Origin of the sequence: Halobacillus seohaensis (genome assembly GCF_042663045.1) — a bacterium.
Lineage (GTDB): Bacteria > Bacillota > Bacilli > Bacillales > Halobacillaceae > Halobacillus_A > Halobacillus_A seohaensis.
This window is the reverse complement of record NZ_JBHSZV010000061.1, coordinates 12963-36020: the sequence shown is the minus strand read 5'-3', so window position 1 is coordinate 36020 and position 23058 is coordinate 12963. Positions and strand designations below refer to the sequence as shown.

General features: G+C 39.0%; 22 protein-coding genes. 17 read left to right on the top strand and 5 right to left on the bottom strand.

The window, feature by feature from the left end; genetic code table 11:
- Nucleotides 1–82: 82 nt before the first annotated feature.
- The 7 genes from ACFQIC_RS19035 to ACFQIC_RS19005 all read left to right on the top strand — a co-directional run bounded on the left by ACFQIC_RS19035 (nt 83) and on the right by ACFQIC_RS19005 (nt 10744).
- Nucleotides 83–2263, top strand: a complete 2181-nt coding sequence (locus ACFQIC_RS19035; RefSeq protein ID WP_204710697.1) for a malate synthase G — start codon at nt 83–85, stop codon at nt 2261–2263.
- A 300-nt stretch (nt 2264–2563) separates the two neighbouring features.
- Complete coding sequence (locus tag ACFQIC_RS19030) at nt 2564–3856, top strand: FAD-binding oxidoreductase (RefSeq protein WP_390217684.1); 1293 nt, start codon at nt 2564–2566, stop codon at nt 3854–3856.
- A 1-nt stretch (nt 3857) separates the two neighbouring features.
- Nucleotides 3858–5249 (top strand): (Fe-S)-binding protein, encoded by a 1392-nt coding sequence (locus ACFQIC_RS19025; RefSeq protein ID WP_204710696.1) that lies wholly within the window; start codon nt 3858–3860, stop codon nt 5247–5249.
- A gap of 5 nt (nt 5250–5254) precedes the next feature.
- The gene (locus tag ACFQIC_RS19020; protein WP_204710695.1) at nt 5255–6718 is read left to right on the top strand and encodes an FAD-linked oxidase C-terminal domain-containing protein; all 1464 of its coding nucleotides are present in this window, start codon (nt 5255–5257) and stop codon (nt 6716–6718) included.
- A 29-nt stretch (nt 6719–6747) separates the two neighbouring features.
- The gene (locus tag ACFQIC_RS19015; protein ID WP_204710694.1) at nt 6748–7524 is read left to right on the top strand and encodes a fumarylacetoacetate hydrolase family protein; all 777 of its coding nucleotides are present in this window, start codon (nt 6748–6750) and stop codon (nt 7522–7524) included.
- A 184-nt stretch (nt 7525–7708) separates the two neighbouring features.
- Nucleotides 7709–9493, top strand: a complete 1785-nt coding sequence (locus ACFQIC_RS19010; RefSeq protein ID WP_204710693.1) for an L-lactate permease — start codon at nt 7709–7711, stop codon at nt 9491–9493.
- Between the two features lie 294 nt (nt 9494–9787).
- Nucleotides 9788–10744, top strand: coding sequence for a bile acid:sodium symporter family protein (locus tag ACFQIC_RS19005; protein WP_204710692.1), 957 nt, complete (start codon nt 9788–9790; stop codon nt 10742–10744).
- Nucleotides 10745–11002: 258 nt separating this feature from the next.
- On the opposite strand, the gene ACFQIC_RS19000 is transcribed toward ACFQIC_RS19005, so the two are convergent.
- Nucleotides 11003–11326 (bottom strand): DUF192 domain-containing protein, encoded by a 324-nt coding sequence (locus tag ACFQIC_RS19000; protein WP_390217699.1) that lies wholly within the window; start codon nt 11324–11326, stop codon nt 11003–11005.
- Between the two features lie 233 nt (nt 11327–11559).
- Here ACFQIC_RS19000 and ACFQIC_RS18995 point away from each other — a divergent pair, with 233 nt between their 5' ends.
- The 10 genes from ACFQIC_RS18995 (at nt 11560) to ACFQIC_RS18950 (ending at nt 18931) form a co-directional block, all read left to right on the top strand.
- Entirely contained in the window at nt 11560–11736 is a 177-nt protein-coding gene (locus ACFQIC_RS18995) for a Flp family type IVb pilin (protein ID WP_390217681.1), read from the top strand.
- Nucleotides 11737–11850: 114 nt separating this feature from the next.
- Entirely contained in the window at nt 11851–12033 is a 183-nt protein-coding gene (locus ACFQIC_RS18990) for a Flp family type IVb pilin (protein ID WP_390217679.1), read from the top strand.
- A 95-nt stretch (nt 12034–12128) separates the two neighbouring features.
- A complete protein-coding gene (locus tag ACFQIC_RS18985; RefSeq protein WP_204710690.1) occupies nt 12129–12635 on the top strand; it encodes an A24 family peptidase in 507 nt (168 codons plus the stop codon).
- Entirely contained in the window at nt 12632–13006 is a 375-nt protein-coding gene (locus ACFQIC_RS18980) for a TadE/TadG family type IV pilus assembly protein (RefSeq protein ID WP_204710688.1), read from the top strand. Before ACFQIC_RS18985 ends, ACFQIC_RS18980 begins: the two co-directional genes overlap by 4 nt.
- 1 nt (nt 13007) lies before the next feature.
- Nucleotides 13008–13940, top strand: coding sequence for a pilus assembly protein TadG-related protein (locus ACFQIC_RS18975; RefSeq protein ID WP_204710686.1), 933 nt, complete (start codon nt 13008–13010; stop codon nt 13938–13940).
- A 22-nt stretch (nt 13941–13962) separates the two neighbouring features.
- Nucleotides 13963–14535, top strand: coding sequence for a Flp pilus assembly protein CpaB (cpaB, locus tag ACFQIC_RS18970; RefSeq protein WP_204710684.1), 573 nt, complete (start codon nt 13963–13965; stop codon nt 14533–14535).
- Nucleotides 14532–15692 (top strand): AAA family ATPase, encoded by a 1161-nt coding sequence (locus ACFQIC_RS18965; RefSeq protein WP_204710682.1) that lies wholly within the window; start codon nt 14532–14534, stop codon nt 15690–15692. Before cpaB ends, ACFQIC_RS18965 begins: the two co-directional genes overlap by 4 nt.
- On the top strand, nt 15692–17041 hold the full coding sequence (locus ACFQIC_RS18960; RefSeq protein ID WP_204710680.1) for a CpaF family protein: 1350 nt from the start codon (nt 15692–15694) through the stop codon (nt 17039–17041). Before ACFQIC_RS18965 ends, ACFQIC_RS18960 begins: the two co-directional genes overlap by 1 nt.
- On the top strand, nt 17042–18001 hold the full coding sequence (locus ACFQIC_RS18955; protein WP_204710677.1) for a type II secretion system F family protein: 960 nt from the start codon (nt 17042–17044) through the stop codon (nt 17999–18001). It begins immediately after the preceding gene.
- 3 nt (nt 18002–18004) lie between these two features.
- A complete protein-coding gene (locus ACFQIC_RS18950; protein WP_204710676.1) occupies nt 18005–18931 on the top strand; it encodes a type II secretion system F family protein in 927 nt (308 codons plus the stop codon).
- Nucleotides 18932–18979: 48 nt separating this feature from the next.
- On the opposite strand, the gene ACFQIC_RS18945 is transcribed toward ACFQIC_RS18950, so the two are convergent.
- The 4 genes from ACFQIC_RS18945 to ACFQIC_RS18930 are packed head-to-tail and all read right to left on the bottom strand — an operon-like array spanning nt 18980 to nt 23007.
- Complete coding sequence (locus ACFQIC_RS18945) at nt 18980–20005, bottom strand: ABC transporter ATP-binding protein (protein WP_204710743.1); 1026 nt, start codon at nt 20003–20005, stop codon at nt 18980–18982.
- The gene (locus tag ACFQIC_RS18940; RefSeq protein WP_204710675.1) at nt 20005–20949 is read right to left on the bottom strand and encodes a C40 family peptidase; all 945 of its coding nucleotides are present in this window, start codon (nt 20947–20949) and stop codon (nt 20005–20007) included. The genes ACFQIC_RS18945 and ACFQIC_RS18940 overlap by 1 nt, the downstream gene beginning before the upstream one ends.
- Before the next feature lie 22 nt (nt 20950–20971).
- Nucleotides 20972–22066, bottom strand: a complete 1095-nt coding sequence (locus ACFQIC_RS18935; protein WP_204710674.1) for a mandelate racemase/muconate lactonizing enzyme family protein — start codon at nt 22064–22066, stop codon at nt 20972–20974.
- A gap of 20 nt (nt 22067–22086) precedes the next feature.
- Nucleotides 22087–23007, bottom strand: a complete 921-nt coding sequence (locus tag ACFQIC_RS18930) for a S66 peptidase family protein (RefSeq protein ID WP_204710673.1) — start codon at nt 23005–23007, stop codon at nt 22087–22089.
- Nucleotides 23008–23058: the final 51 nt, after the last annotated feature.

The window sequence follows — 23058 nt, the reverse complement described above, 5'->3', positions numbered from 1 at the left end:
AATAGGTTTACAATTTGCACGGAGATTTTCTAGTAATCAACCGTGTAATGAAAAATATTTATTCCAAGGAGGAAATTAACCAATGAGAGAATATGTGCAAATCGGTAATCTTCAAGTTTCTCCAGTTTTATACGAATTTATTAATGCAAAGGCTATACCTGATAGCGGCCTGACCAGTGAACAGTTTTGGCATGATTTAGGAGTCATCATACAAGACCTTTCACCTAAAAACAAACAACTGCTGACCAAACGTGAGGAATTGCAACACAAAATAAATGGATGGCATCAAGAACATAATCACGAATTTAATCATGAGAACTATAAATCATTCTTGAAGGAAATTAATTACTTAGAATCGGAACCGGAAGATTTTCAAATTACTACGGAAAATGTAGATGAAGAAATCACACAACAAGCGGGGCCTCAATTAGTAGTACCAGTAAATAATGCCCGTTATGCAATTAATGCAGCAAACGCTCGTTGGGGTAGTCTTTATGATGCTCTTTATGGAACGGATGTAATTAGTGAAGAGGATGGAGCAGAAAAAGGTGGATCTTATAACCCTGTTCGAGGTGAAAAAGTAATTGCATATGCTAAAGAGTTTCTTGATCAAACCGTTCCATTAGAAAAAAGCTCTCATAAAGATGTAGAGGCCTATTTAATCAATAATGGTAAATTGAATGCCGTTTTAGAAAATGGATCCTCAATAGGACTTAAAGATATTTCTCAGTTAGCCGGTTATACAAGTCAGCCAGAAAATCCAGATACTCTATTGTTTCAGAATAATGGTATTCACTTCGAAATCCAAATCGATCGAGAAGACACAATTGGTAAGACAGACAAGGCGGGTGTGAAAGATATACTTGCGGAATCGGCATTGACAACCATTGTGGATTGTGAGGATTCTGTAGCTGCAGTTGATGCTGAAGATAAGGTTCTAGTATATAGTAATTTGCTTGGTCTCTATAAGGGTGATTTAGCTGAAACTATTACTAAAGGAAATCAAACGTTCACTAGAACATTGAACCCAGATCGTTTCTATATCTCTCCTGAAGGAAAAGAATTCTCGTTGTCTGGAAGGTCGCTTATGTTTGTACGTAATGTAGGTCATTTAATGACTACACAGGCCGTGCTTGATCAGGATGGAGAAGAAGTGCCAGAAGGGATATTAGATACAGTAATCACAGGTTTGGTAGGCAAACAAGATATCTTAAGTCACGGGCAATTTCAGAACTCGTCACAAGGTTCATTATATATCGTTAAGCCAAAAATGCATGGTTCAGAGGAAGTTGCTTTTGCAAATGAACTCTTTGATCGTACGGAAGACATGCTTGGGTTACAACGAAATACTTTAAAAATAGGAGTTATGGATGAAGAAAGGAGAACCACGCTTAATTTGAAAGCTTCTATTAAGGAAGTGAAGGAGAGAATCGTCTTCATTAATACTGGATTCTTAGATCGAACGGGAGATGAAATCCATACTTCTATGGAAGCACATGGACCTATGATACGTAAAAACGATATGAAATCCTCTAAGTGGCTTCAAGGCTATGAAAAATCGAATGTACAAGTTGGTCTAGATACTGGATTAAAAGGTCGAGCACAGATTGGGAAAGGCATGTGGGCCATGCCTGATAGGATGGCTGCGATGATGGAACAGAAAGGCAGCCATCTAAAAGCTGGAGCCAACACAGCTTGGGTACCATCTCCTACAGCGGCTACCTTACATGCTTTGCATTATCATCAAATTGATGTACGTAAAGTTCAAAGTGACTTACTACAATCTTTTGAAAATCAACAGGATGATATTCTTGATATTCCATTAACATTGAAACCTCAATGGAGTAGCGAAGAAATTCAGGAAGAACTGGATAACAATGCGCAAGGTATTTTAGGATATGTAGTTCGATGGGTAGAACAAGGGGTTGGTTGTTCTACGGTTCCTGATATTAATAATGTTGGACTAATGGAAGACAGGGCAACATTAAGAATTTCAAGTCAACATATGGCAAACTGGCTTCATCATGGGGTGTGTACGAAAGAACAAGTTCTAGAAACATTAAAACGGATGGCAAAAGTAGTGGATGAGCAAAATGCCTCTGACCCAGAGTATCAAAAGATGTCTCAAGATTATGATGGCTCCGTTGCATTTCAAGCTGCTTGCGATTTAGTGTTTAAAGGATCAGAGCAACCAAGTGGATATACAGAACCGATCCTTCATAAACGACGTATAGAAGCGAAAAACCGCGTTCACGCAAAGTAAAGGAAGGGAGAACCATTTTACTCACATAGAGTAGATGGTTCTTTTAACCAAGTCAACATCTATTATGCTATGTTAAACGTTAATGTTGATGGGCAGGATTGTTGAATACTAAATTTCGAGATTGTGCGGCTGTTCCGTCATCGGTATGAGGAGAAGTTCTGGTGGTCGGGGAAATAACGAGACCACATTTTTGTGACAAAATTTAACATAGTTATTTTTTAACTGTAATTATTTGAAAAGTATAAAATTTATAAGGGTATATCTCTCAACACGCTTCATGTAGAAGGAGGAGGATCGTTTGTGGAGTCAGAGAAACTAATGGATAAAAAAATGGTCCCTAATAAAATATTTGGTAACAATGGTTTATCTGTTTTAACACCTAAAAGTGAGAATGAAATTTCTGAAATACTTAAATCGGCTCATAATGAAAAGAAACGTGTATCTATTATCGGAAGTGGAACTAAGAACGGGTATGGAGGATTAGTAGAGGAATATGATTATTTGTTATCTCTAGCTAACTATAAAGGAATTGTTGAGCATACTGTCGGCGATATGACGGTTACTGTAAAACCAGGTACGACTTTTTCGGAGTTGCAAAATTACCTAAACCAGCACCATCAAATGATTTCAATCGATCCAAACTGGCCAAATCACGCCACAATCGGTGGAATAATTGCTGCAAACGAGAGTGGGCCTAAAAGGTTAAAATATGGATCTGCAAGAGATTTAGTTATTGGTTTACGGGTTGTTTACCCTGATGGTAGCGTCATTCGAACAGGCGGAAAAGTCGTAAAAAACGTTGCTGGATATGATATGAATAAACTGTTTGTCGGGTCTATGGGAACACTGGGAGTGATTTCTGAGATCACGTTGAAATTGCGACCAATGCCAAAGTATGAAAGTTTAATGATCATTTCTGTACAGGAGAACCAACTCGAACAAATACGATCCTTTGTTGTTGCATTGCAAGATTCGATGGTGGAGCCATCATCAATAGAATTACTAAATCCTACCTTGTCAGAAAAATTACGAAACAGCCATACTTATAATCTATTGATCTCGTTTGAGGATGTAGAGAATGCTGTTCACTATCAGGAAAAGTGGGTGGAGGAGCACAAGCCTGTTGGCGCTTCTACTGAACTTTTAACATTACAGCAGGCAAATGAATTTTGGGAGAATTTCTCTTCTATCGCTCCTCATTGTTTAAAGGATGAGGAAGACAGTGATTGTATAGAAGCCGTTCTTAAAATAGGGAGTAAGAATTTAAGTGTTTTAAGTATTATTGAAGAAAGTCAAAGGATTCAAGAGGAATATCATGTAGAAATACAAGCTCATGGTGGTGTTGGCCATGGGATTAGCAACTTATTCCTTAAGGGTACAGAAACAAGCGTAAAATTGACTATTTCTCATATGAGGAAATTCATGCAGGGAAAGAGTGGATATGTAATCATAAAGCATCTTTCATATCAACTTAGATGTGAATTAAACGTCTGGGGCGAGATACCTTCTTACTTTTTCTTATTTAAAGGCATTAAAGAAAAAATAGACCCTCATAATACTTTGAATCATAAACGATACATAGGGGGGATATAAGATGTTGGTAGAAAAAGTGAAAAATAATGATCCAGCTTGTTCGACTATTAGTCTTAGTAACTATTTCAAAGAAGACCACCCAGATGAAAATAAATGGGCAGACTGTGTTCATTGTGGTATGTGTTTAGAATCTTGTCCCACTTATTTAGAAACAGGGCAAGAACAACATTCCCCAAGAGGACGTGTCCACCTGATTAAATCTGTTGCAGAGGGAAAGATTGAGTTAAATGAACAATTTATGGATCCTGTTTTTCAATGTCTTGATTGTCGGGCTTGTACTACAGCATGTCCAGCTGATGTGGATGTAGGCGGGCTCATTGAAGAGGCAAGAGGGCAGGTTAGACAGGCTATCCCTTTAAAAGGGATGAAAGGTGTTATTGGAAAATTTTTTCTAAGAGACTTGTTTCCTCATAGAAATCGCTTAAATACTATTAGCGCACTTTTGAAATTTTATCAGACGAGTGGACTTCAAACAGCCGTTCGTAAAACCGGGGCCATTCGCATTATGCCAAATCATCTAGCAGATATGGAATCTATCATGCCAAAGGTAAAAACATCAGTTCAGAAAAAATACAAAGACGTTGAAGTGATTCCTGCAAAAGGAGAGGTTAAATCAACGGTATCCATGCTTACAGGGTGTATTATGGACATTATGTTCAGTGACATAAACCAATCAACAATTAATGTTCTGACACATAACGGCAATGAAGTTTTAATTCCAAAGAATCAGACTTGTTGTGGTGCTTTACACATTCATGCGGGAGATCGAAAGACTGGTAAAAAATTAGCTAAACAAAACATCGAAGCATTTAAGGACGCAGACAAAGTAGTCGTTAATGCTGCAGGGTGTGGCTGTGCTTTAAAAGAGTATCCTGAATTATTTAAGGATGAAACGGAGTGGAAAGAAAAAGCTGAAGCATTTGCTGCTAAGGTCGAAGATATTTCTAAACACTTATATGAAAGCGGTTACGAAAAACCTAAGAGTTCATTGAATAAAAGAATAACTTATCATGATGCTTGTCATTTAGCTCATGGGCAAGGTGTACGTCATGAACCTCGTCAGCTTATAAATGATATTCCAGGAGTTGAATACATCGAACAAGCAAATGCTGACACATGTTGTGGAAGTGCAGGAATTTATAATATCACTAACCCTGAAATGGCAGGAGCTGTACTAGAAAGAAAGATGGAAAACGTCCCCGAAAATATTGAGATGATTTCCATGGGGAACCCAGGATGTATGCTTCAAATGGCTTTAGGCGTACAAAAACACGGAAGAAAAGCGGAAATTGTTCACACGGTTCAACTACTTGATTGGGCTTATCAAAAGGATCAAGAAAATAATACGGATAAATCATCCACGGATAAAGTTTTATCTGTTAGAGAGGAGTGAATCTGTTGTTCCTAAGAAATAAGAGAAGTAAATCAAGTGGTGATAGACATATTGATCAACTTGCTAATATTGTTGGGATAAAAAACACTCTCTACAAAAAAGAGGATCTTCTTTCTTACGATTGTGATGGATTTGCTATCGAAAAATCCCTGCCAAAAGCGGTAGTTTTTCCAAAAGATACAGAGGAAGTAGCTAATTTGGTTAAATATTGTTCCTCGAACGAACTTCCTTTCCTGGCAAGAGGCGCTGGAACTGGGTTAAGTGGGGGAGCGATCCCTATGAATCAAGAAGTGATTATTAGTTTAGTGAAGATGAAACAATTATTAAGTGTAGATTATGAGAATAGGCAGGCTGTAGTTCAACCTGGTTTTGTTAATCTAAAGTTAACAAATTCCATATCTGATAAGGGATATTACTATGCTCCAGACCCATCTAGTCAATATGTATGTACAATAGGGGGAAATGTTGCTGAAAATGCAGGAGGGGCCCATTGCTTAAAGTATGGTGTAACAACTAATCATGTATTGGGACTTGAAGTGGTACTCCCGGATGGTGAGATCATTGAAATAAGCGATGACGGAGTACCTGACACTCCTGGTTATGATCTACTAGGTTTACTAACAGGATCGGAAGGAACTCTAGGAATTGTTACTAGGATAACAGTGCGCATTTTAAAAAATCCACAAGGAAAGCAAACAGTACTGGCCTATTTTGATGATATCGAAGACGGAAGTCATGCAGTATCTGACATTGTTTCGGCAGGCATCGTTCCTGCTGCTCTTGAAATGATGGACAAAGTTGCAATTTCAGGTGTGGAAGCGGGCTCTTATCCAGTAGGTCATCCCGATGACATTGAAGCCCTATTACTCATTGAAGTGGATGGAATTATTGCTGGTATTGATGAACAAATTGATGAAATATTAAAGGTTTGTCATAAAAGGAATGTAAGAGAGGTGAAAGTTGCAGAAAGCGAGGAAGAAAGAAGTTCGTGGTGGGCAAATCGAAAGACTGGCTTCGGCGCGATGGGTGCTATATCACCAGACTATTTGGTGCAAGACGGAGTGATTCCGAGAAGTACACTACCTAAAGTATTAAGCAATATCTCAGCAATTAGTGAAGAATACGGTTTAAGGATTGCTAATATATTCCATGCGGGAGATGGAAATCTTCACCCATTAATTTTATTTGACTCAAGGGTCCCGGGCGATACAGAAAAAGCCTTGAAAGCGGGGACTGCATGCTTAAAGGCGTGTGCCGATGTGGGAGGATCTATTACGGGAGAACATGGAGTAGGCATCGAAAAGAAAGAAGAAATGCGTTTTATATTCTCAGAAGAAGAACTAGAAGCACAAACAAAAATCAGAGAAGTGTTTAATCCGAAAAATCTTCTGAACCAAGGAAAACTATTCCCTACACCAAGTCGTTGTATGGATATTAAGAAAATAGAAAAAGAAACGGTAACTCATTAGTAGTTATAATTAAAAAGAGGAGTGGAAATATGAAATTTATAAGGTTTATCTATAATAATTCTGAACAATATGGTGTTGTATCTGAAGAAGGGGTCAAGTCGATCAAAGGAAACATCTTTTCAGAATGGGAGTTTACTGATGATATCTTTGCATATGATGAGATTGAAATTTTAGCGCCTGTCACCCCAAGTAAGATTATAGGTATAGGTGCTAACTATGTAGGGCGTAAGGAAGACGTACCTGAATCATTACCCGACCTCCCTGTATTCTTTTTTAAACCTGCTTCGTCAGTCATAGGTCCTGATAAAGAAGTGATCATACCAAATTCAATAGAAGAGATAAAATTTGAATCAGAATTAGCAGTTGTAATAGGAAAGAAGACAAAAAATATCTCTAAAGAACAGGTTCTAGATCATATTTTTGGCTACACCATCGGAAATGATGTTACGGCGCCGCAATTTTTTCATGATGATGGGCATTGGACAGTAGGAAAGTCTTTTGATACGTTTACTCCACTTGGTCCAGTCATTGAAACGGAGCTTGACCCCTTAAAATTACATGTGAAAGCGGATATTAATGGAGTAGAAAAACAAAACAGTCCAGTGGAACATATGATTGTGCCAATGAAAGAAATGATTGCATATTTGTCTACGGTAATGACTTTAAATCCAGGAGACGTCATTCTTACCGGCAGTCCACTCGGTGCTCATTTTGTCAAGGACAGTGATGTTATAGAATGTAAGGTTAATGAAATTGGAACTTTAAGAAATACGACGGTCAGGGTATCGACACCTATAAATTCATAGACTCCAATTGTGATCATAACTACCATGAATTACCCATAAATGAATTCCATAAATCTTTTTAAAAAGCATAGCGTCTGTTTGTCGCTATGCTTTAACATTATGATGGCTTATTTAAGGACCTACACAATGACAGAACGGTATCCTAATGGAGTGGGAAAGTAAAATCAATTTAGGGGGAAGTTTTATGAATACAGGTGTACTAGCTTTATTGTCCATATTGCCAATTATAGCTGTGGGGATTTTTCTAGTAGGACTGAGATGGCCAGCGAGTAAGGCTATGCCTATTTCTTATATTATTGCCGTTTTATTAGCTTTGTTTGTATGGAAGGTTCCAGGAGCAGTCGTCACTGCAGCCTCCATTAACGGGCTGGTTGTAGCGGCAACTCTTCTGTATATTATCTTTGGTGCCATTCTATTATTAAACACATTACAAGAGAGTGGTGGTATTAAGACAATACGTCAAGGATTCATTGGTATTTCTCCTGATAGGCGAATTCAAGTTATTATTATTGCTTGGTTATTTGGTTCATTTATAGAAGGGTCGGCTGGTTTTGGTACTCCTGCTGCTGTAGCTGTGCCATTATTAGTTGGATTGGGTTTTCCGGCAATGGCAGCCGTTGTAGCTGGAATGGTTATACAAAGTACACCCGTTTCATTTGGTGCAGTTGGTACGCCCATACTAGTTGGTGTTCAATCAGGTCTAGCGGCAGATGCTAGTATTACGGACAACTTTTTAACCCTCGTTACAATGATTGGTGGAAGAGTATCGATTCTTCATGCAATTGTCGGTACACTTATTCCCTTATTTGTAGTTGCCATTATGACAAGGTATTTTGGGAAAAATAAATCATTTAGTGAAGGAATAAAAGTATGGAAATTTGCCTTATTCGCAGCTTTTGCTATGACTATCCCCTATGTGATTGTTGCCAACTTGTTAGGACCAGAGTTTCCCTCTATGATTGGTGGGTTAGTAGGTTTAATTATTGTTGTAACTGCAGCTAAAAAAGGATTTCTAATGCCCCCTAAAGAAGAGTATTGGGATTTTGATGAACAGTCAAAATGGGATCCTGAATGGACTGGTAGCATAGAAATAAAAGATATTTCACATAAAAGTGGAAATATGTCGATGGTTCGAGCATGGACACCGTACATTTTAGTTGGCTTGTTTTTAGTATTGACAAGGTTGGAAGCGTTACCATTACTTGATTTAGTTCAAGCTTGGACAGTATCTTTTCCTAATTTACTTGGAACGGATATTTCAGCTAGTTTTCAACCACTCTATTTACCAGGTACAGTATTTGTTGTGGTTTCCCTCCTGACATTTCTTATTCACCAAATGGATTTTACCGGCTATAAACGTGCATGGTCGCATTCTGCGAAGACAATGGTTGCTGCGTCGACAGCGTTAGTCTTCACAGTTCCAATGGTGCAAGTATTTCTGAATTCTGGTGGTGGAGCTGCGGGTTACGCAGGCATGCCTATTGAATTAGCTAATGGTGTTGCCTCTCTAACTGGGGATTTCTGGCCACTGTTTTCATCATTGATTGGTGGAGTGGGGGCATTCATAGCTGGAAGTAATACAATCAGTAACATGATGTTTTCATTGTTCCAGTACGATGTAGGCGCACAAATTGGTGTAAATGCCCCGTGGATCGTTGCTTTGCAAGCTGTTGGTGGGGCAGCTGGAAATATGATTTGTGTTCATAATGTAGTGGCCGCCTCCGCTGTGGTAGGGTTAGTTGGGAAAGAAGGGGATATTATCAGGAAAACATTTATTCCTTTTGTCTATTATGTAACAATGGCTGGTGCACTAGGTTATTCAATTGTCTGGACAGCAGAAAAGGGAATTTTTAATATTGGAACAGTTATTGTTTCTGTAATTGGAATCCTTGCTATCTATGTTATTGCTACAAATCATAAACGAACTAACGTAGTAACTGTTAATAAACCTATTAAGTCTGTGAAATAGTAGAAAAATCCACTAGTATTTAGCTGGACTTTTTAAACTCAATTTTTAACACACCGATTGATAATAAAAGTGAAAAGAGCGGATTTTAATTTAATGAGGAAAATTGACCAAATTTAATATGCGAGATATGATTAAACTTCTAAAGGTCACTAAAATTTTGATAATAATGTTGTTATACAAGTATACAGGTATGGAGTATACATGTATATTAGCGTCCTTTTATTTCGGTATTAACGGAGTAAAAGGACGCTCTTTTTTGTTCTACATAAATGATGATAAAAGGAAAATTAATTCATGTTACAAACTATAAACAAGAAACTACAAAAATTTATGCCCTATATGACTCCACTAGCAGTTGTGACTGGAGTCCTATTTGCGGAGTGGCTTAGTATGTATGTGTTCCTCGTTCCATGGATCTTTGCATTTATGACTTTTTCGGGAAGTATGGGTTCTAATTTTCGTGATTTGACGAATGTGCTGAGGCACCCGATGTCACTGGTTGTGTGTTTAATTGTTCTTCATCTCGTTATGCCATTGATTGCATTAGGGGTGGGGAAGTTGATCTTTCATGGAAATAGTTTTACGACGATGGGACTTGTGCTCTCCTTTATTATACCAACAGGGATTACAAGTTTAATTTGGGTGTCGATTTATAAAGGGAATGTTGTCTTAACCCTATCGATTATTTTAATCGATACGCTGCTCGCTCCTTTTATTGTGCCGTTCATGCTACAGTTATTAGTTGGCAATACAGTCGAGATGAATGCAAGTAATATCATGACGGGGCTATTATGGATGATTGTGATCCCTTCACTGCTAGGTATGTTGATCAATCAATTTGCTAAAGAAGAATTTACTAGGTCGCTTGAGGCTAATTCTGCTCCATTTGCGAAACTAGGAATTGGCACGGTTGTAGCCATTAATAGCTCAGCTGTTGCCCCCTATTTGAAGAACATTAACGGAGAGTTAATTTTAATTGCCATTACAGTGTTTATGCTGGCGGTTCTTGCTTATACGATTGGTTATTTTTCAGGAAAGCTAGTCAATAGGGGAGATGGAACGATAGTTTCTCTCACGTTTAATAGTGGGATGAGAAACATTAGTGGCGGAGCGGTGATTGCAATCACTTATTTCCCTGCTCCCGTTGCCGTCCCTGTTATTGTGGGTATGCTGTTTCAGCAAGTACTTGCTTCGTTTGCAGGAAGTTTAATGAGTAAATATTCTTCTAAAGAAAGGCAAGTGGAAGTTTAATTCAAAAGTAGAATATGAGTAAAGCAGGTGTTTTAACCCAATAGGGAACAGACGCCTGTTTTTTTTGAATAATTGAGGCAATTATCTGAAGTAAATAGTAGGAACAGTATCATGGTTCCGGCGTTAGAAATAGAGAAAGGGGCTAAGGGAACGATGAGACTCGCCGGTTCCTCCGCGGAAAGCGAGCAAAGATTCCCATCCAATCAACAACTTCCTGACATGAGAAATTCGACAAGTTTTCCATTAAATAAACATTGTTTAACATAGCTGAATTTCTAAAAGATCCCCTTCTTTAATTTGGTAATGTTCAATCGCTCCCTTAGGAAGTTCTAAAGTGGATCGGGCATGACGGACGCGTTTAACGAATGTCCAAGGCTGAACGGCAGGAAGAGATCTTATTACTTTTTTTTGTTCATCTAAAAAAACTACATCAATAGGAAAAGACATGAAAAACATATGAATGCTGTTGCAACGATCAAACCAAAGGCCTTCATCCATAATCGGCTGTTTTCTATTTATTAAGCCTAGAAATCGTTCTGTAAAAGATTTTGCTTCTACGATCTTATAATCTATTGAACGCACTGTAGTCAATCGTACTCCTCCTATAAGTTTATTATTCTGTTCATTATAAGCTATTTATTGTGTTTTAAAAAGAACGATATTTTAAGAAAATCGTAGATAATACCTAAAAATAGACAATAACATACCGTTCTCTCATATAAATGAACATTTTTGGTGTTTTCGTTATAAAGAACGACCTATTATAATGTGACTATGTTCTTAAAAGAGAACGTAATTAAAAGGAGGAATTTATAATGGAAATGCTAAAAAGGTTTATTCAGGAAGAAGAAGGACAAGCGATGGCGGAATATGGTTTGATTTTAGCCTTGATTGCGGTAGTAGTAGCTGGGGTAGCTGTCACTTTAGGTGAAGAGATTGCAGCCGCATTTCAGAAAATAGAAACTGCCCTTACAGAACTCGGTGGTGATTAATCTGAAAATGGACAATAATAGCCCAATCATTCTCATAAACAAACATTTTCGATAATTTTCATTATAAAGAATGAAAAATTATAATGCGATTTAGTTTTAAAGAAGGAATTTATAATGGAAATGCTAAAAAGGTTTATTCAGGAAGAAGAAGGACAAGCGATGGCGGAATATGGTTTGATTTTAGCTTTGATTGCGGTAGTAGTAGCTGGGGTAGCTGTCACTTTAGGTGAACAGATTAAAGACGCATTTAACGTAATAGTAGAAGCCCTTAAAGGTAACGTTGAAAGTGACGGCTAGAAAATTGACTCATACATTCCAAACTAATTCAAAACAGCCCTGCCTTTTTAATTAGAAGCGGGGCTTCTTTTTAAAAAGAAAGGAGGCAAATATAAATGATACTTACTATTTTAACCATCGTCCTCATCATTTGCTTTATCACCGATATTCGCTCAAGGAAAATTTATAACGTGATCACACTGCCCGCCGTGCTACTAGGCTTAATCATTCATACGATTATCAATGGTTGGCAAGGCTTATTATTTAGTGGAAGCGGGCTACTCGTCGGTGGCGGGCTATTATTTATTCTCTTTGTATTCGGCGCTATGGGAGCTGGTGATGTAAAGTTGTTAGCGGCTATTGGTTCTTTAATGGGAACAAATTTTGTTTTTTACACGTTTATATACGCAGCCTTAATCGGTGGACTCGTTGCGTTTGTGCTGCTATTTCGGAAAAAGAAGCTTAGTGGCTTCTTTCAACAAATCTTCTTTTCCATCTTTATATTTAAAGGAGAAAGAGGTTCCCTTTCCGTTAGCCAACAGCCTGGATCGGAGACTTTTCCGTATGGTGTGGCAATTGTGTTAGGGACTGTGTGTTCATATTTTATGGAGGGCTCATTATGAAATCACAAAAGGGACAAGCTCTTGTGGAGCTCGCTCTCGTCCTACCGATTTTGCTCATGCTGATCTTTGGTATCGTTGATTTTGGAAGGATATTTCATGCATATCTCACATTAGATCACGCAGGAAGAGAAGCTGCCAGAACGGCGAGTGTAGGGGCGGAAGATAGTGAAATTTATGCAACTGTAACAAATTCTACTGTTGGATTAAATGATTCCAATTTGAATACCAAACTAAGCCCGTCTGGAGAACGGGAAAGTGGCTCAGAAATTTCAGTTACTTTAACTTATGATATCGGGTTTTTGACCCCAGTAATTCAAAGTTTATCTTCCCCCATTACATTAAAAGATACGACTGTGATGAGGGTGGAATAACATGAAAAAACATCAGTTATTTATCAAGAAGTGCAAGCAAGAAGATGGAAATGCAATCATTTTTGTTGCTATGTTTATCGTTGTGTTTTGTGGCTTTGTTGCTCTTGTTGTGGATGGAGGAAGCTTATTTTTGGAAAAAAGTAAGTTACAAAAAAGTCTAGACGCTTCTGCATTAGCAGGTGCACAAGATCTTCTCTCGAGCCAGGGTGATGCAGAGGTGATGGCTATGGAATATGGAGCTAAAAATGGATACTCAATAGCAGGAGCTGAAGTGTGGACAGGTGATCATTTTATCCAATTAGATAAAACGACTAACTTGTCATTAACATTTGCAAAAGTACTAGGTATAAATACAGCTGAAGTGAGTGCTATGTCAAGGGCTGAATTAAAAGGAAATCTTATCAAAAGTAACGACGTAGTTCCAATTGGGATTGAGAAATCGGGGTTTAAAAGAAATGAGTCTATCACTTTACACTTTCAACCTGGCAATAAAAACAATGAACCCCAAAATGGGAATTTCGGTTATTTAGATATTGAACATCCTGAATATAATACTACTCGTGACAAAATTAAATATGGAGTCACTGTAGAAGTATCTGGTGATATGTATGAAAGCACCAAAACTGGGATGAGGTGGGGGCAGGTTGATCAAGGAGTACAATACAGAATCAATTTGGACTCTTCAAAAAATCACTGTCAACAATATAAGACAGCGAATAGCTCATGTGAACGCGTGATGATTCTACCTGTTGTGAAGAGCTATAGTGAAGTCAGTGGTAAATCAAATGTGAAGATCGTTGGATTTGCAGCCTTTTGGGTAGAATCCATTAGTCAGCATGATGTTAGAGGTAGATTTATAGAAATGATAGCTTCTGGAGAATTTGGTAATAAAGGGAACGACTTCGGTGTTTATGGCGTTCGGTTAGTTCAATAAAGGAATGAAAAGAGGGTTGGTTATGAGAACAAAAAAGTTATGGATTTGGTCCATTCTTTTTGGGTTATGTGCCACAGCTGTTCTTTACCTATATTTAGAAAGTTACAACACACCTGAACAAGCTGTAAACGCGAGTGAAGATTCTGGACAGGTGAAGGAAAAGGAGCCGAAAGAAGAAGAATCTGAAGAGTTTTCCAATGAAATGATTCCAATCGAAGAAGGTAAACGAGCGATGAGTGTGCAGTTATCAGATCCACAGGGCGTTGGTGGTTTTATTAAACCAGGAGATTACATTGATGTGGTAGCTAATTTAACGGTTCCTGAAGATTCGGAGGATGATCAGCACGATGCAGGTTCACTGGTTTTGCAAAACGTTAAGGTGTTAGCTATCGGACACGCAGCGGACGCGGAGGAAGAGAGCAAGAGGTATCAAATGGTTACGGTCGAGGTTTCGCCTAAAGAAGGTTTAACTCTTGGTTTTACGACGAAGTATGACTTGTATATGATGTTGCGGGCTGAAGGAGACGATAAAAAAGAAAAAGAGAATTTACACATTCATGAAGATCAACTTCATAAAGGGGTGTTTTTAAAGTGAGGTGGTTTGCCATCGCTCCACAATTAAGTCGTGAACAATGGATTTCTGAACTATTTAATAAGTATGATAGGAAGGTGGAATGGCTTGATAAGACCAATCAATTAAAAAATGATAGGTATGAAAAAAGTGAATATGGTGTGCTGTTATACGAAGCTAGGGATCAAGAGGATGCTTATGAAACGTGTCGTTCTCTTAATGCAATTTACCCTCATCTGGGAATTATTTTATTAGATCAAAGCCTGTCTATAGACATTCGTAAGGCCATGAGGAGTGGAGCACTCGATGTACTCGTTTATCCGATTCACCCGGACGATTTGGATCATGTCATTGTAGAGCGAGAACAGCAATATGCAAGGGTTAAGCAGAGTGGGAAAACAACATCGTATATGACCGTTTGCAGCACAAAAGGTGGAGTAGGAAAAACAACGTTCTCTGTTAATTTGGCTTCGGCTTACGCGGCCCAGTCTAAGTCCGTACTTGTGATTGATCTAGATTTACAGTTTGGTGATGTGAGTATGTTCTTTGATCGCCAGCCGAAGCGCTCGATGTATGAATGGATTAAAGATTCGAGTGACAGGATGAGTGGACCGATTCAACCCTATGTTGAATCATATAATGAGCAGATTGATGTTATGCCTGCGCCACTGCGGCCTGAGTTTGCTGAGGTAATCACTCCTGCTCATGTCCAACATTTAATGGAAAAAGTCCGGGGCAAATATGACATCGTCATCATGGATACGGCGCCTTATATGGATGACATTGTCTTAACAGCTTTAGAACATTCGGATGAAATATACATGGTAACGATGCTTGATTTACCTACCTTGAAAAATTGTCGATTATTCATGGAAACACTTGAGACTTTACAACTTAAAAATAGTTTGAAGATTGTGTTAAACCGTAATTCTAAAAAAAGAGGAATCGCGATTTCTACAGCTGAAAAGGTCCTCGGTGTACCGATCTTTCTAACGCTTCCTGAAGCGAACAAACTGGTCTTTCAATCTGTAAATGAAGGGCGACCCTATGTGATCAGTCATCCTAAAGCAAAAATTAGCAGGCTGATCACTAAGTCTATTGACCAGGAGGCTGATGTTAAAAGAAAATCAGCTAAATCAAAACCATCGATAAAGGTGGTAAGCGCAGGGAGGTCAAACTAATGTCTTTATTAAAAAGAATGGGCAAAGAAGAATTATTAACCAAGAAGGCTTACGCTCATTCGTCCCATTTTCAGCTTAATCGAAAAATGACGGGTGATCATTTAGAAAATAAATTACACAATTATTTAGTAGAAGAATTGAAAAAGTTGGGGGATAACAGCTCTGAGGATTACGAGAAAGTCATTACGCAAAAAGCTGAGGAGTTTTTCCACAAGGAAGGCAAGTCGCTATCATTTGAGGAAAAGAAAAAGGTTCTTTATCATGCGGAGAATGAATTGTTAGGATTCGGACCTATCACAGGTCTTCTTTCTGATCATGAGGTAACTGAAGTGATGGTGAATGGAGCTTCTGATGTGTATATTGAAAAAGACGGAAAGATCGAAAGGACGGATGTTACGTTTAAAGATGATGACCATATTTTAAGAGTGATTGAGAAAATCGTTCATCCACTTGGAAGACGAATCGATGAAAGTTCACCGATGGTTGATGCTCGTCTGCCTGATGGCTCGCGGGTAAATGCAATTATTCCACCGTTAGCCATCCATGGACCTACAATAACGATTCGTAAGTTTTCTGAGCGACCGTTTACGATTGATGATTTTCTTCAATTTCAAACCCTTAATCAAGATATGGCTGACTTCATTGAGGCTAGTGTTAAAGGAAAACTCAACGTATTCATTAGTGGGGGAACAGGATCGGGTAAAACATCAAGTTTAAATGTATTATCGTCTTTCATACCGCCTACGGAGAGAATTATTACCATTGAGGATGCAGCGGAACTAAGGCTGTCTCAGGATCATATTATTTCATTGGAAGCTCGTCCGCCGAACTTAGAGGGTGAGGGAGCAGTAACGATTCGCGATTTAGTAAAAAATTCATTAAGAATGCGGCCCGATCGAATAATTGTAGGAGAAGTTCGAAGTTCAGAGGCGCTCGATATGCTGCAGGCGATGAATACAGGACATGAAGGAAGTTTAGGGACAGGACATGCGAATTCTCCGCGTGATTTACTAGCTCGCTTAGAAACGATGGTATTAATGGCTGGATTTGAACTGCCAATCCGAGCGATTCGGGAACAAATAGCCGGAGCTTTAGATTTAATTGTCCACCAGGAACGTATGCGGGATGGAAAAAGAAGGATCACTCATGTTACCGAAGTATTAGGTTTAGAAGGGGATACAATTGTTCTCCAAGACTTGTTTTTATTTAAAGAGACGGGGATGGGTGAAAAAAGTGGAACCATTCAAGGCCACTTTCAATCGACAGGCATACGTCCTTATTGTGCAGAGCGTTTAGAATTGATTGGTTTTACCATTCCAACTTCTTGGTATTTAAAGGAGTGGTACTAAATGGAAGGAATCCTTCTCCCAACATTGATCGCTAGTTTTATACTAGCGATGCTAGTTTTTTACTGGGCTACTAGCTATATTACTAAACAACGCAAAACAAAAAAACGAATCGCTCAGATTCAAGTAGCTGAAGAGGAAAGGAAAAAGAAAGAGAAATCCCGTGAAAACTCTTTGCCTATATTTCAAAAGATCGGCCGTTTATTAAATAATCTATCTGTAGCAAATAAATGGAAGCAATCACTTATTATTGCTAATAAGAATATTTCTCCGGGAGAATTCCTTCTATTAAGAATAGTCACTATGGTGATGGTGACGATGTTAGCTTATTTTTACGGACTCCATTGGATTATGGTAGGGATTACTGGGATTTTGGGATACCTCGCTCCTGTGTTCTTTTTGAGAAAGATTATTGAAAAGAGGTTAAAACGCTGCGCTTATCAGCTTTCTGAAGCACTTGGAACGATGTCGAATGCAATGCGTGCAGGGTTTAGTTTTATGCAGGCTATGAAGATGATTTCTGAAGAATATACTGATCCCTTAGGTACGGAGTTTAAGCGAGTGATTACTGATATTCAGTATGGCGTGCCGATGGAGGTGGCTTTTGAACAAATGCTTGAACGGCTGCCGGATAAAGAATTAGAAATGACAGTAAAAGCCATGCTTATTCAACGCACGAGTGGTGGGAATTTGGCTGTTTTATTAGAGACGATTCAGGAGACGATTAACGGAAGGATCCGGGTGAAAGATGAGGTTAATGCGTTAACCTCTCAGGGGAAGTTATCCTCTTGGGTAGTGACCTTGTTACCCATCGGTTTAGCTGTTTATTTACAAATGGTGAATCCAGAATATTTCAGCCAGTTATATGTACATCCGCTTGGTATAGCTTTGATCATAATGGGAGCTTCAGGCATCGTGATTGGCTGGTTTATGCTGCGGAAAATTGTCAGAATTGAGGTGTAATGGATGTACTTACTTATTTTGCTAAGTTTTATGCTAGTAACCTTCGTTTTGGTAACACAGGCAGTTTTACAAGTAGCGTTTCGCCGCTCTTTGAAAGTTAATCAGCGGGTGAAAGTGTTTATGGATATGAATGGAATAGAGACAGTAACTAAAAAAGAAAAACAAGTAAAACAGACACCACGAAGGGTTACAAGAGTAACCAATAAAGCGAAAAATTTAATAGAAAATCGATTAACAAAAGAAACGGAGAGCGAATTAGACCGTAAATTGAAGGGTGCCGGACTTGCTTATAGATGGACAGCTGTCGATTTTAGGCTAATTCAAGTTCTAGTCACCCTGCTTCTGTTTTCTTTCAGTATGGTCCTAGTATTACTGGGAGATGGATCCTTTGTCACGATGGTTGTTTTCTCAGGAGCTTTGGGAGCGTTAGGATTTTATTATCCTTCTTTTTACTTAAGTGTGAAGAAGCGAAAAAGGGTAGAAGATGTGCAGCGTAAACTAGCTGACTTCTTTGATATGGTGAACCTTTCCATTGAAGCCGGGATGGGGCTTGATGCAGCACTTATGAAAGCCTGCCGTCATATAAAAGGACCATTATCCGAAGAATTTAAAAAAGCATTAGACGAGATGCGCCTTGGAAAGTCACGTCGGGAAGCTTTTAAGAATTTAAGAGAGCGAGTACCAGCGGAGGAATTTCAAAGCATTATGACCTCGATTATTCAAGCAGATCAACTCGGAATCGGAATGACGACAGCTTTGAGAACATTGACGGAGAGAATACGAGATCATCAAAGACAGTTAGCCCGGGAGAAAGCGATGAAAGCACCAGTAAAGATGTTATTTCCTATGGTGTTTTTCATTTTCCCTTCATTATTTATTGTTTTGCTTGGACCAATCGTTGTTCATTTAGTCGTAAATGGTTTGGGATAGGAAAACGCCGCATCGTATAGAATATACACCATGGCGTTTTCCTTTTTCCTAATTAATATTAATTTTAATGCCATGTTGATCGCTTGTTACCGGTGATTTATCGTTTATATTATCATTATAAAGATGGCAGGCTACATAGTGATCTTGTTCAACTTCCTGCCAGACCGGCTGAATTTCTGCGCAGGCTTCCATGGCCATGGGGCAGCGTGTTCTGAACACACATCCACTCGGTGGGTCGATTGGACTTGGTATTTCCCCCTCAATAATCACCTGTTCACGGCTGTCTTCAATGTCTGGGTCAGGAATTGGAATAGCTGAGAGAAGCGCTTGAGTGTAAGGGTGTAAAGGTTTTTTATAGAGTTGCTCACTACTTGTCAACTCAGCCATCTTTCCTAAATACATGACACCGATACGATCCGAAATGTGCTGTACCATCGACAAATCATGGGCTATAAATAAATAGGTCAATCCTTTTTCTTCTTGAAGTCGCTCCAGAAGGTTCACTACCTGAGCTTGTACAGAAACGTCTAGTGCTGAAATAGGCTCATCGGCAATGATGAGGTCTGGATTAAGTGCAAGGGCTCGGGCAATCCCAATTCTTTGCCGCTGTCCGCCGCTGAATTCGTGGGGATAGCGATTGGCGTGATCGCGATTTAGGCCTACTTCTTCTAGTAATTCATAGACTCGCGACATTCGTTGTTTTCCTGTTTTGTACATCTTATGAACGATCATAGGTTCTGATATTATATCGGCTACTGTGGAACGAGGGTTTAACGATGCGTAAGGGTCTTGAAAAATCATTTGCATTTGTTTTTTGAGCTTAAAGTCATCCTGTTCGGAAAGCTTGTGGACATCCTGATCATTGAATAGAACTTGACCGTCTGTTCGATCATAAAGGTTCATGATCGTTCGGCCTGTGGTTGATTTCCCGCATCCTGATTCTCCCACCAGACCAAATGTTTCTCCTTTATATATGTCAAAACTTACTCCATCGACAGCTTTGAGTGTTTTTCCCTTACCGAGGTTGAAGTGTTTTTTTAGGTTACGGACTTGTAACATTTTTTCTTCTTTCATCATTGATCCCCCGTATCTGTCCAATAGCGTCTGGCACTGCAGAGTTCTTCCTCATAAATGGTTCCTTTTAGATCGATAATTTCAATTGTTTTTCCTGTTTTAGGAGAGTGAAGCATGTTTCCATTTCCATAATAGATTCCGACATGATGAATGCTACCTTTTCCATTTTCATAAGCAAAAAATAGTAAGTCTCCGGGCAGAATTTCTTCTAGTTTTACCTCTAGACCGCTTACTGCTTGATCGGTCGCATCGCGTGGGATTTCGTAGCCGTTTGCTTTGTGCATATTGTAAGCAAATCCTGAGCAATCGTAGCCATAAGCACTCATACCACCCCATAAATAGGGAAGGTCGACAAACTTCTCACCCGTTTTTAGAATGTCTGAGCCATTTCCTTTGGGTATCGCTTCCTTAGATGGGTAGAGCGATACGTCTAGTTCTATCACAAACCCTGTACCATGGGGGGTACGTACTTTGGTGAATTTATCTTCCTTAGCCAGGACAGGCAGTGAAGTTAAATAACTAATATCGAACATAGGTGAACCATGATGATCGATTAATAAGGTCGTATTTTTACTGACTACCGCTACACCTTGACCTATCCATTCGTATTCAGGAACTTCTTTTAGCTGTTTCATAGGAACGAAACCTGGATAACCACGTTCATCTTTTTTCGAAGGTTGAGTGGGAATAATGACATGTGCCCATTCACCTTCAACATGATCAAGAATAACTTCTTCTCCGTACAATAACTGCGATTGTACAAGGTTATCATTACTTAAAGCTAAGCTTGATTCAAATGTTAAACTATCTAGCCATTCTTTTATATTTGCAGGGTTTGAAATTCCTGGTAAATCGATGGAGCGTGGAGAATCTTGAGAAGTCCAGACGGTTGCTACGGGGACTTGAATCACCCACGTTGTTCTAGTTGTTCCTGGTTGTGTCATTCATAGTACCTCCTCGTGTTTGTTAAGAAAGAATATGTTCAAGCTCCAATCCTCTAATACCTAAACCCGGTTCATCGGATAAAGTCATCGTACAACCTTCATAATAAACTCCTCCGTATAATGGGTCGTTTGACAGCATAAGTGGTGCATCAAAATCAAATCGTGTGATGTTTTTTTGACTAGCTGCAAAATGCGCAGCAGCTGTAATGCCTAACTTTGTTTCTATCATACTGCCTACCATACAAGGAATCCCATAGGCTTCTGCCAGTTGATTAATTTTCATGGCTTGATAGATTCCGCCTGATTTCATAAGTTTAATGTTGATTAAGTCTGCACTTTTAGTTTCCAATACTCTTTTGGCATCTTGAACGGAAAATACACTTTCATCAGCCATGATTGGGGTGTGCGTTTGATCTGTCACTTGTTTTAATTCTTCAATAGCATAGGCTTTAACAGGCTGCTCCACCAGTTCAATTTGAAGGTTTAACTCTTCCATCCTGCGAATTGCATAAATGGCTTGTTTCACACTCCAGCCTTGGTTAGCATCAAGACGGATGAGTGGATCTGGACCAATGGTTCTGCGAATCGCTCTGATGCGTTCGATGTCTTTTTCAATATCGTCTTTTCCTACTTTAATTTTTAGAATGTTAAACCCGTTTGTAATATAATGGCTCGCGTCAGTTGCCATTTGCTCAGGATCATTGATACTTACCGTATAATCTGTTTCCATACTATCCTGATAACCCCCTAAAAATTGAAAGAGAGGGAGATTACATATTTGCGACAGGCAATCATATAAAGCCATATCCAATGCTGCCTTTGCACTGGTATTACCTACAACAGAACCATGAAGAATTTCAAAAAGCTTTTCTCGTTCAAATAGTGTCTTCCCCAAAGTAGCAGGTTTTAAAATTTTTTCTATGCAATAATTTATGCTAGATAGGCTCTCCCCTGTAATGACATGGGTGGGAGGTGCTTCTCCCCATCCAATGGTACCGTCTGTGCATGTTACTTTGACATAAATAGATTCGGCTACGGTTACTGTACGAAGCGCTGTCTTAAAGGGAGTATGTAAGGGAATAGCCACTGGAAATGTATCAATGGATTGAATTATCATTTATCTTATTCCTCCTTTGTTCAGCTGACTCCCGCTTCAATCGTTAGAGAGGCTGTTAAACTGGATAGGGTTGCTTTTGAACCAAGTGGTACCGCAAAGTGTGGCAGACAATGGCCGATTTTAAATCCTGACAATACAGGTATGTCTAGATTAGCAAAATAATGATGAAGGACTTGGTCTAATGTAAGTGATTCATTACGTTTTTTCGGTTCTGCATCATTGAAATCACCGACAACGATACCAGCAGCTTCGTCTAGTTTTCCTGATAACTTAAGCTGACTTAAAAAAGAGTCAATGCGATACGGTTCCTCTCCAACGTCTTCAATGAACAATAATTTATCTTTTGTTTCTATTTCATAAGGTGATCCAATGGAATTGACGAGTAGTGACAGATTACCCCCAACGAGTCTTGCTGTTGCTACTCCATCTGAAATGACGTTTAGTGGGGAGATAGCATCCGTGTAATGAAGGAGAGTAGGTTGAAATAACTGATGGAACATAGATTTTGAAAAAGAGTCAAAGTGCTCCTTACCAACATCTGAACTAAGCATTGGTCCGTGGAAGGTAACGAGTCCGGTTTTTTTCTGGATAGCTGTATGTAAGTATGTAATATCACTATAACCCCAGAAGATCTTAGGATTTTGTTTAATTAGTTTGTAATTGATAGAATCGGCAATTCGACTTGTACCATAGCCGCCTCCCGCACAAATGATTGCATCTACATCACGATCAGCAAACATCATATGTAAGTCGTATACCCGTTCTTTATCAGTTCCTGCTAAATATCCATATGTACTTGTCACATGGGGGGCGATTTTAACATGTAATCCAAGTTCGTTTAAAAAGGGAATCGATTGGTGCAGATGTTTAAGATTTGGTGGACTAGCGGGTGCAATAACTCCAACGGTTTGCCCGGGATGTAGTCGCTTGGGATACATCATTCGTGTTTCCTCCCATTTTAATAAAAAGAAGGGGAACCCATATTTTTATGG

Bases quoted from the DNA above. Each gene is read 5' to 3' on its own strand.
- ACFQIC_RS19035 (WP_204710697.1), top strand. From the start codon at position 83: ATGAGAGAATATGTGCAAATCGGTAATCTTCAAGTTTCTCCAGTTTTA.
- ACFQIC_RS19025 (WP_204710696.1), top strand. From the start codon at position 3,858: ATGTTGGTAGAAAAAGTGAAAAATAATGATCCAGCTTGTTCGACTATT.
- ACFQIC_RS19015 (WP_204710694.1), top strand. From the start codon at position 6,748: ATGAAATTTATAAGGTTTATCTATAATAATTCTGAACAATATGGTGTT.
- ACFQIC_RS19010 (WP_204710693.1), top strand. From the start codon at position 7,709: ATGAATACAGGTGTACTAGCTTTATTGTCCATATTGCCAATTATAGCT.
- ACFQIC_RS19005 (WP_204710692.1), top strand. From the start codon at position 9,788: ATGTTACAAACTATAAACAAGAAACTACAAAAATTTATGCCCTATATG.
- ACFQIC_RS18995 (WP_390217681.1), top strand. From the start codon at position 11,560: ATGGAAATGCTAAAAAGGTTTATTCAGGAAGAAGAAGGACAAGCGATG.
- ACFQIC_RS18990 (WP_390217679.1), top strand. From the start codon at position 11,851: ATGGAAATGCTAAAAAGGTTTATTCAGGAAGAAGAAGGACAAGCGATG.
- ACFQIC_RS18985 (WP_204710690.1), top strand. From the start codon at position 12,129: ATGATACTTACTATTTTAACCATCGTCCTCATCATTTGCTTTATCACC.
- ACFQIC_RS18980 (WP_204710688.1), top strand. From the start codon at position 12,632: ATGAAATCACAAAAGGGACAAGCTCTTGTGGAGCTCGCTCTCGTCCTA.
- ACFQIC_RS18975 (WP_204710686.1), top strand. From the start codon at position 13,008: ATGAAAAAACATCAGTTATTTATCAAGAAGTGCAAGCAAGAAGATGGA.
- cpaB (WP_204710684.1), top strand. From the start codon at position 13,963: ATGAGAACAAAAAAGTTATGGATTTGGTCCATTCTTTTTGGGTTATGT.
- ACFQIC_RS18960 (WP_204710680.1), top strand. From the start codon at position 15,692: ATGTCTTTATTAAAAAGAATGGGCAAAGAAGAATTATTAACCAAGAAG.
- ACFQIC_RS18955 (WP_204710677.1), top strand. From the start codon at position 17,042: ATGGAAGGAATCCTTCTCCCAACATTGATCGCTAGTTTTATACTAGCG.
- ACFQIC_RS18950 (WP_204710676.1), top strand. From the start codon at position 18,005: ATGTACTTACTTATTTTGCTAAGTTTTATGCTAGTAACCTTCGTTTTG.
- ACFQIC_RS18945 (WP_204710743.1), bottom strand. From the start codon at position 20,005: ATGAAAGAAGAAAAAATGTTACAAGTCCGTAACCTAAAAAAACACTTC.
- ACFQIC_RS18940 (WP_204710675.1), bottom strand. From the start codon at position 20,949: ATGACACAACCAGGAACAACTAGAACAACGTGGGTGATTCAAGTCCCC.
- ACFQIC_RS18935 (WP_204710674.1), bottom strand. From the start codon at position 22,066: ATGATAATTCAATCCATTGATACATTTCCAGTGGCTATTCCCTTACAT.
- ACFQIC_RS18930 (WP_204710673.1), bottom strand. From the start codon at position 23,007: ATGATGTATCCCAAGCGACTACATCCCGGGCAAACCGTTGGAGTTATT.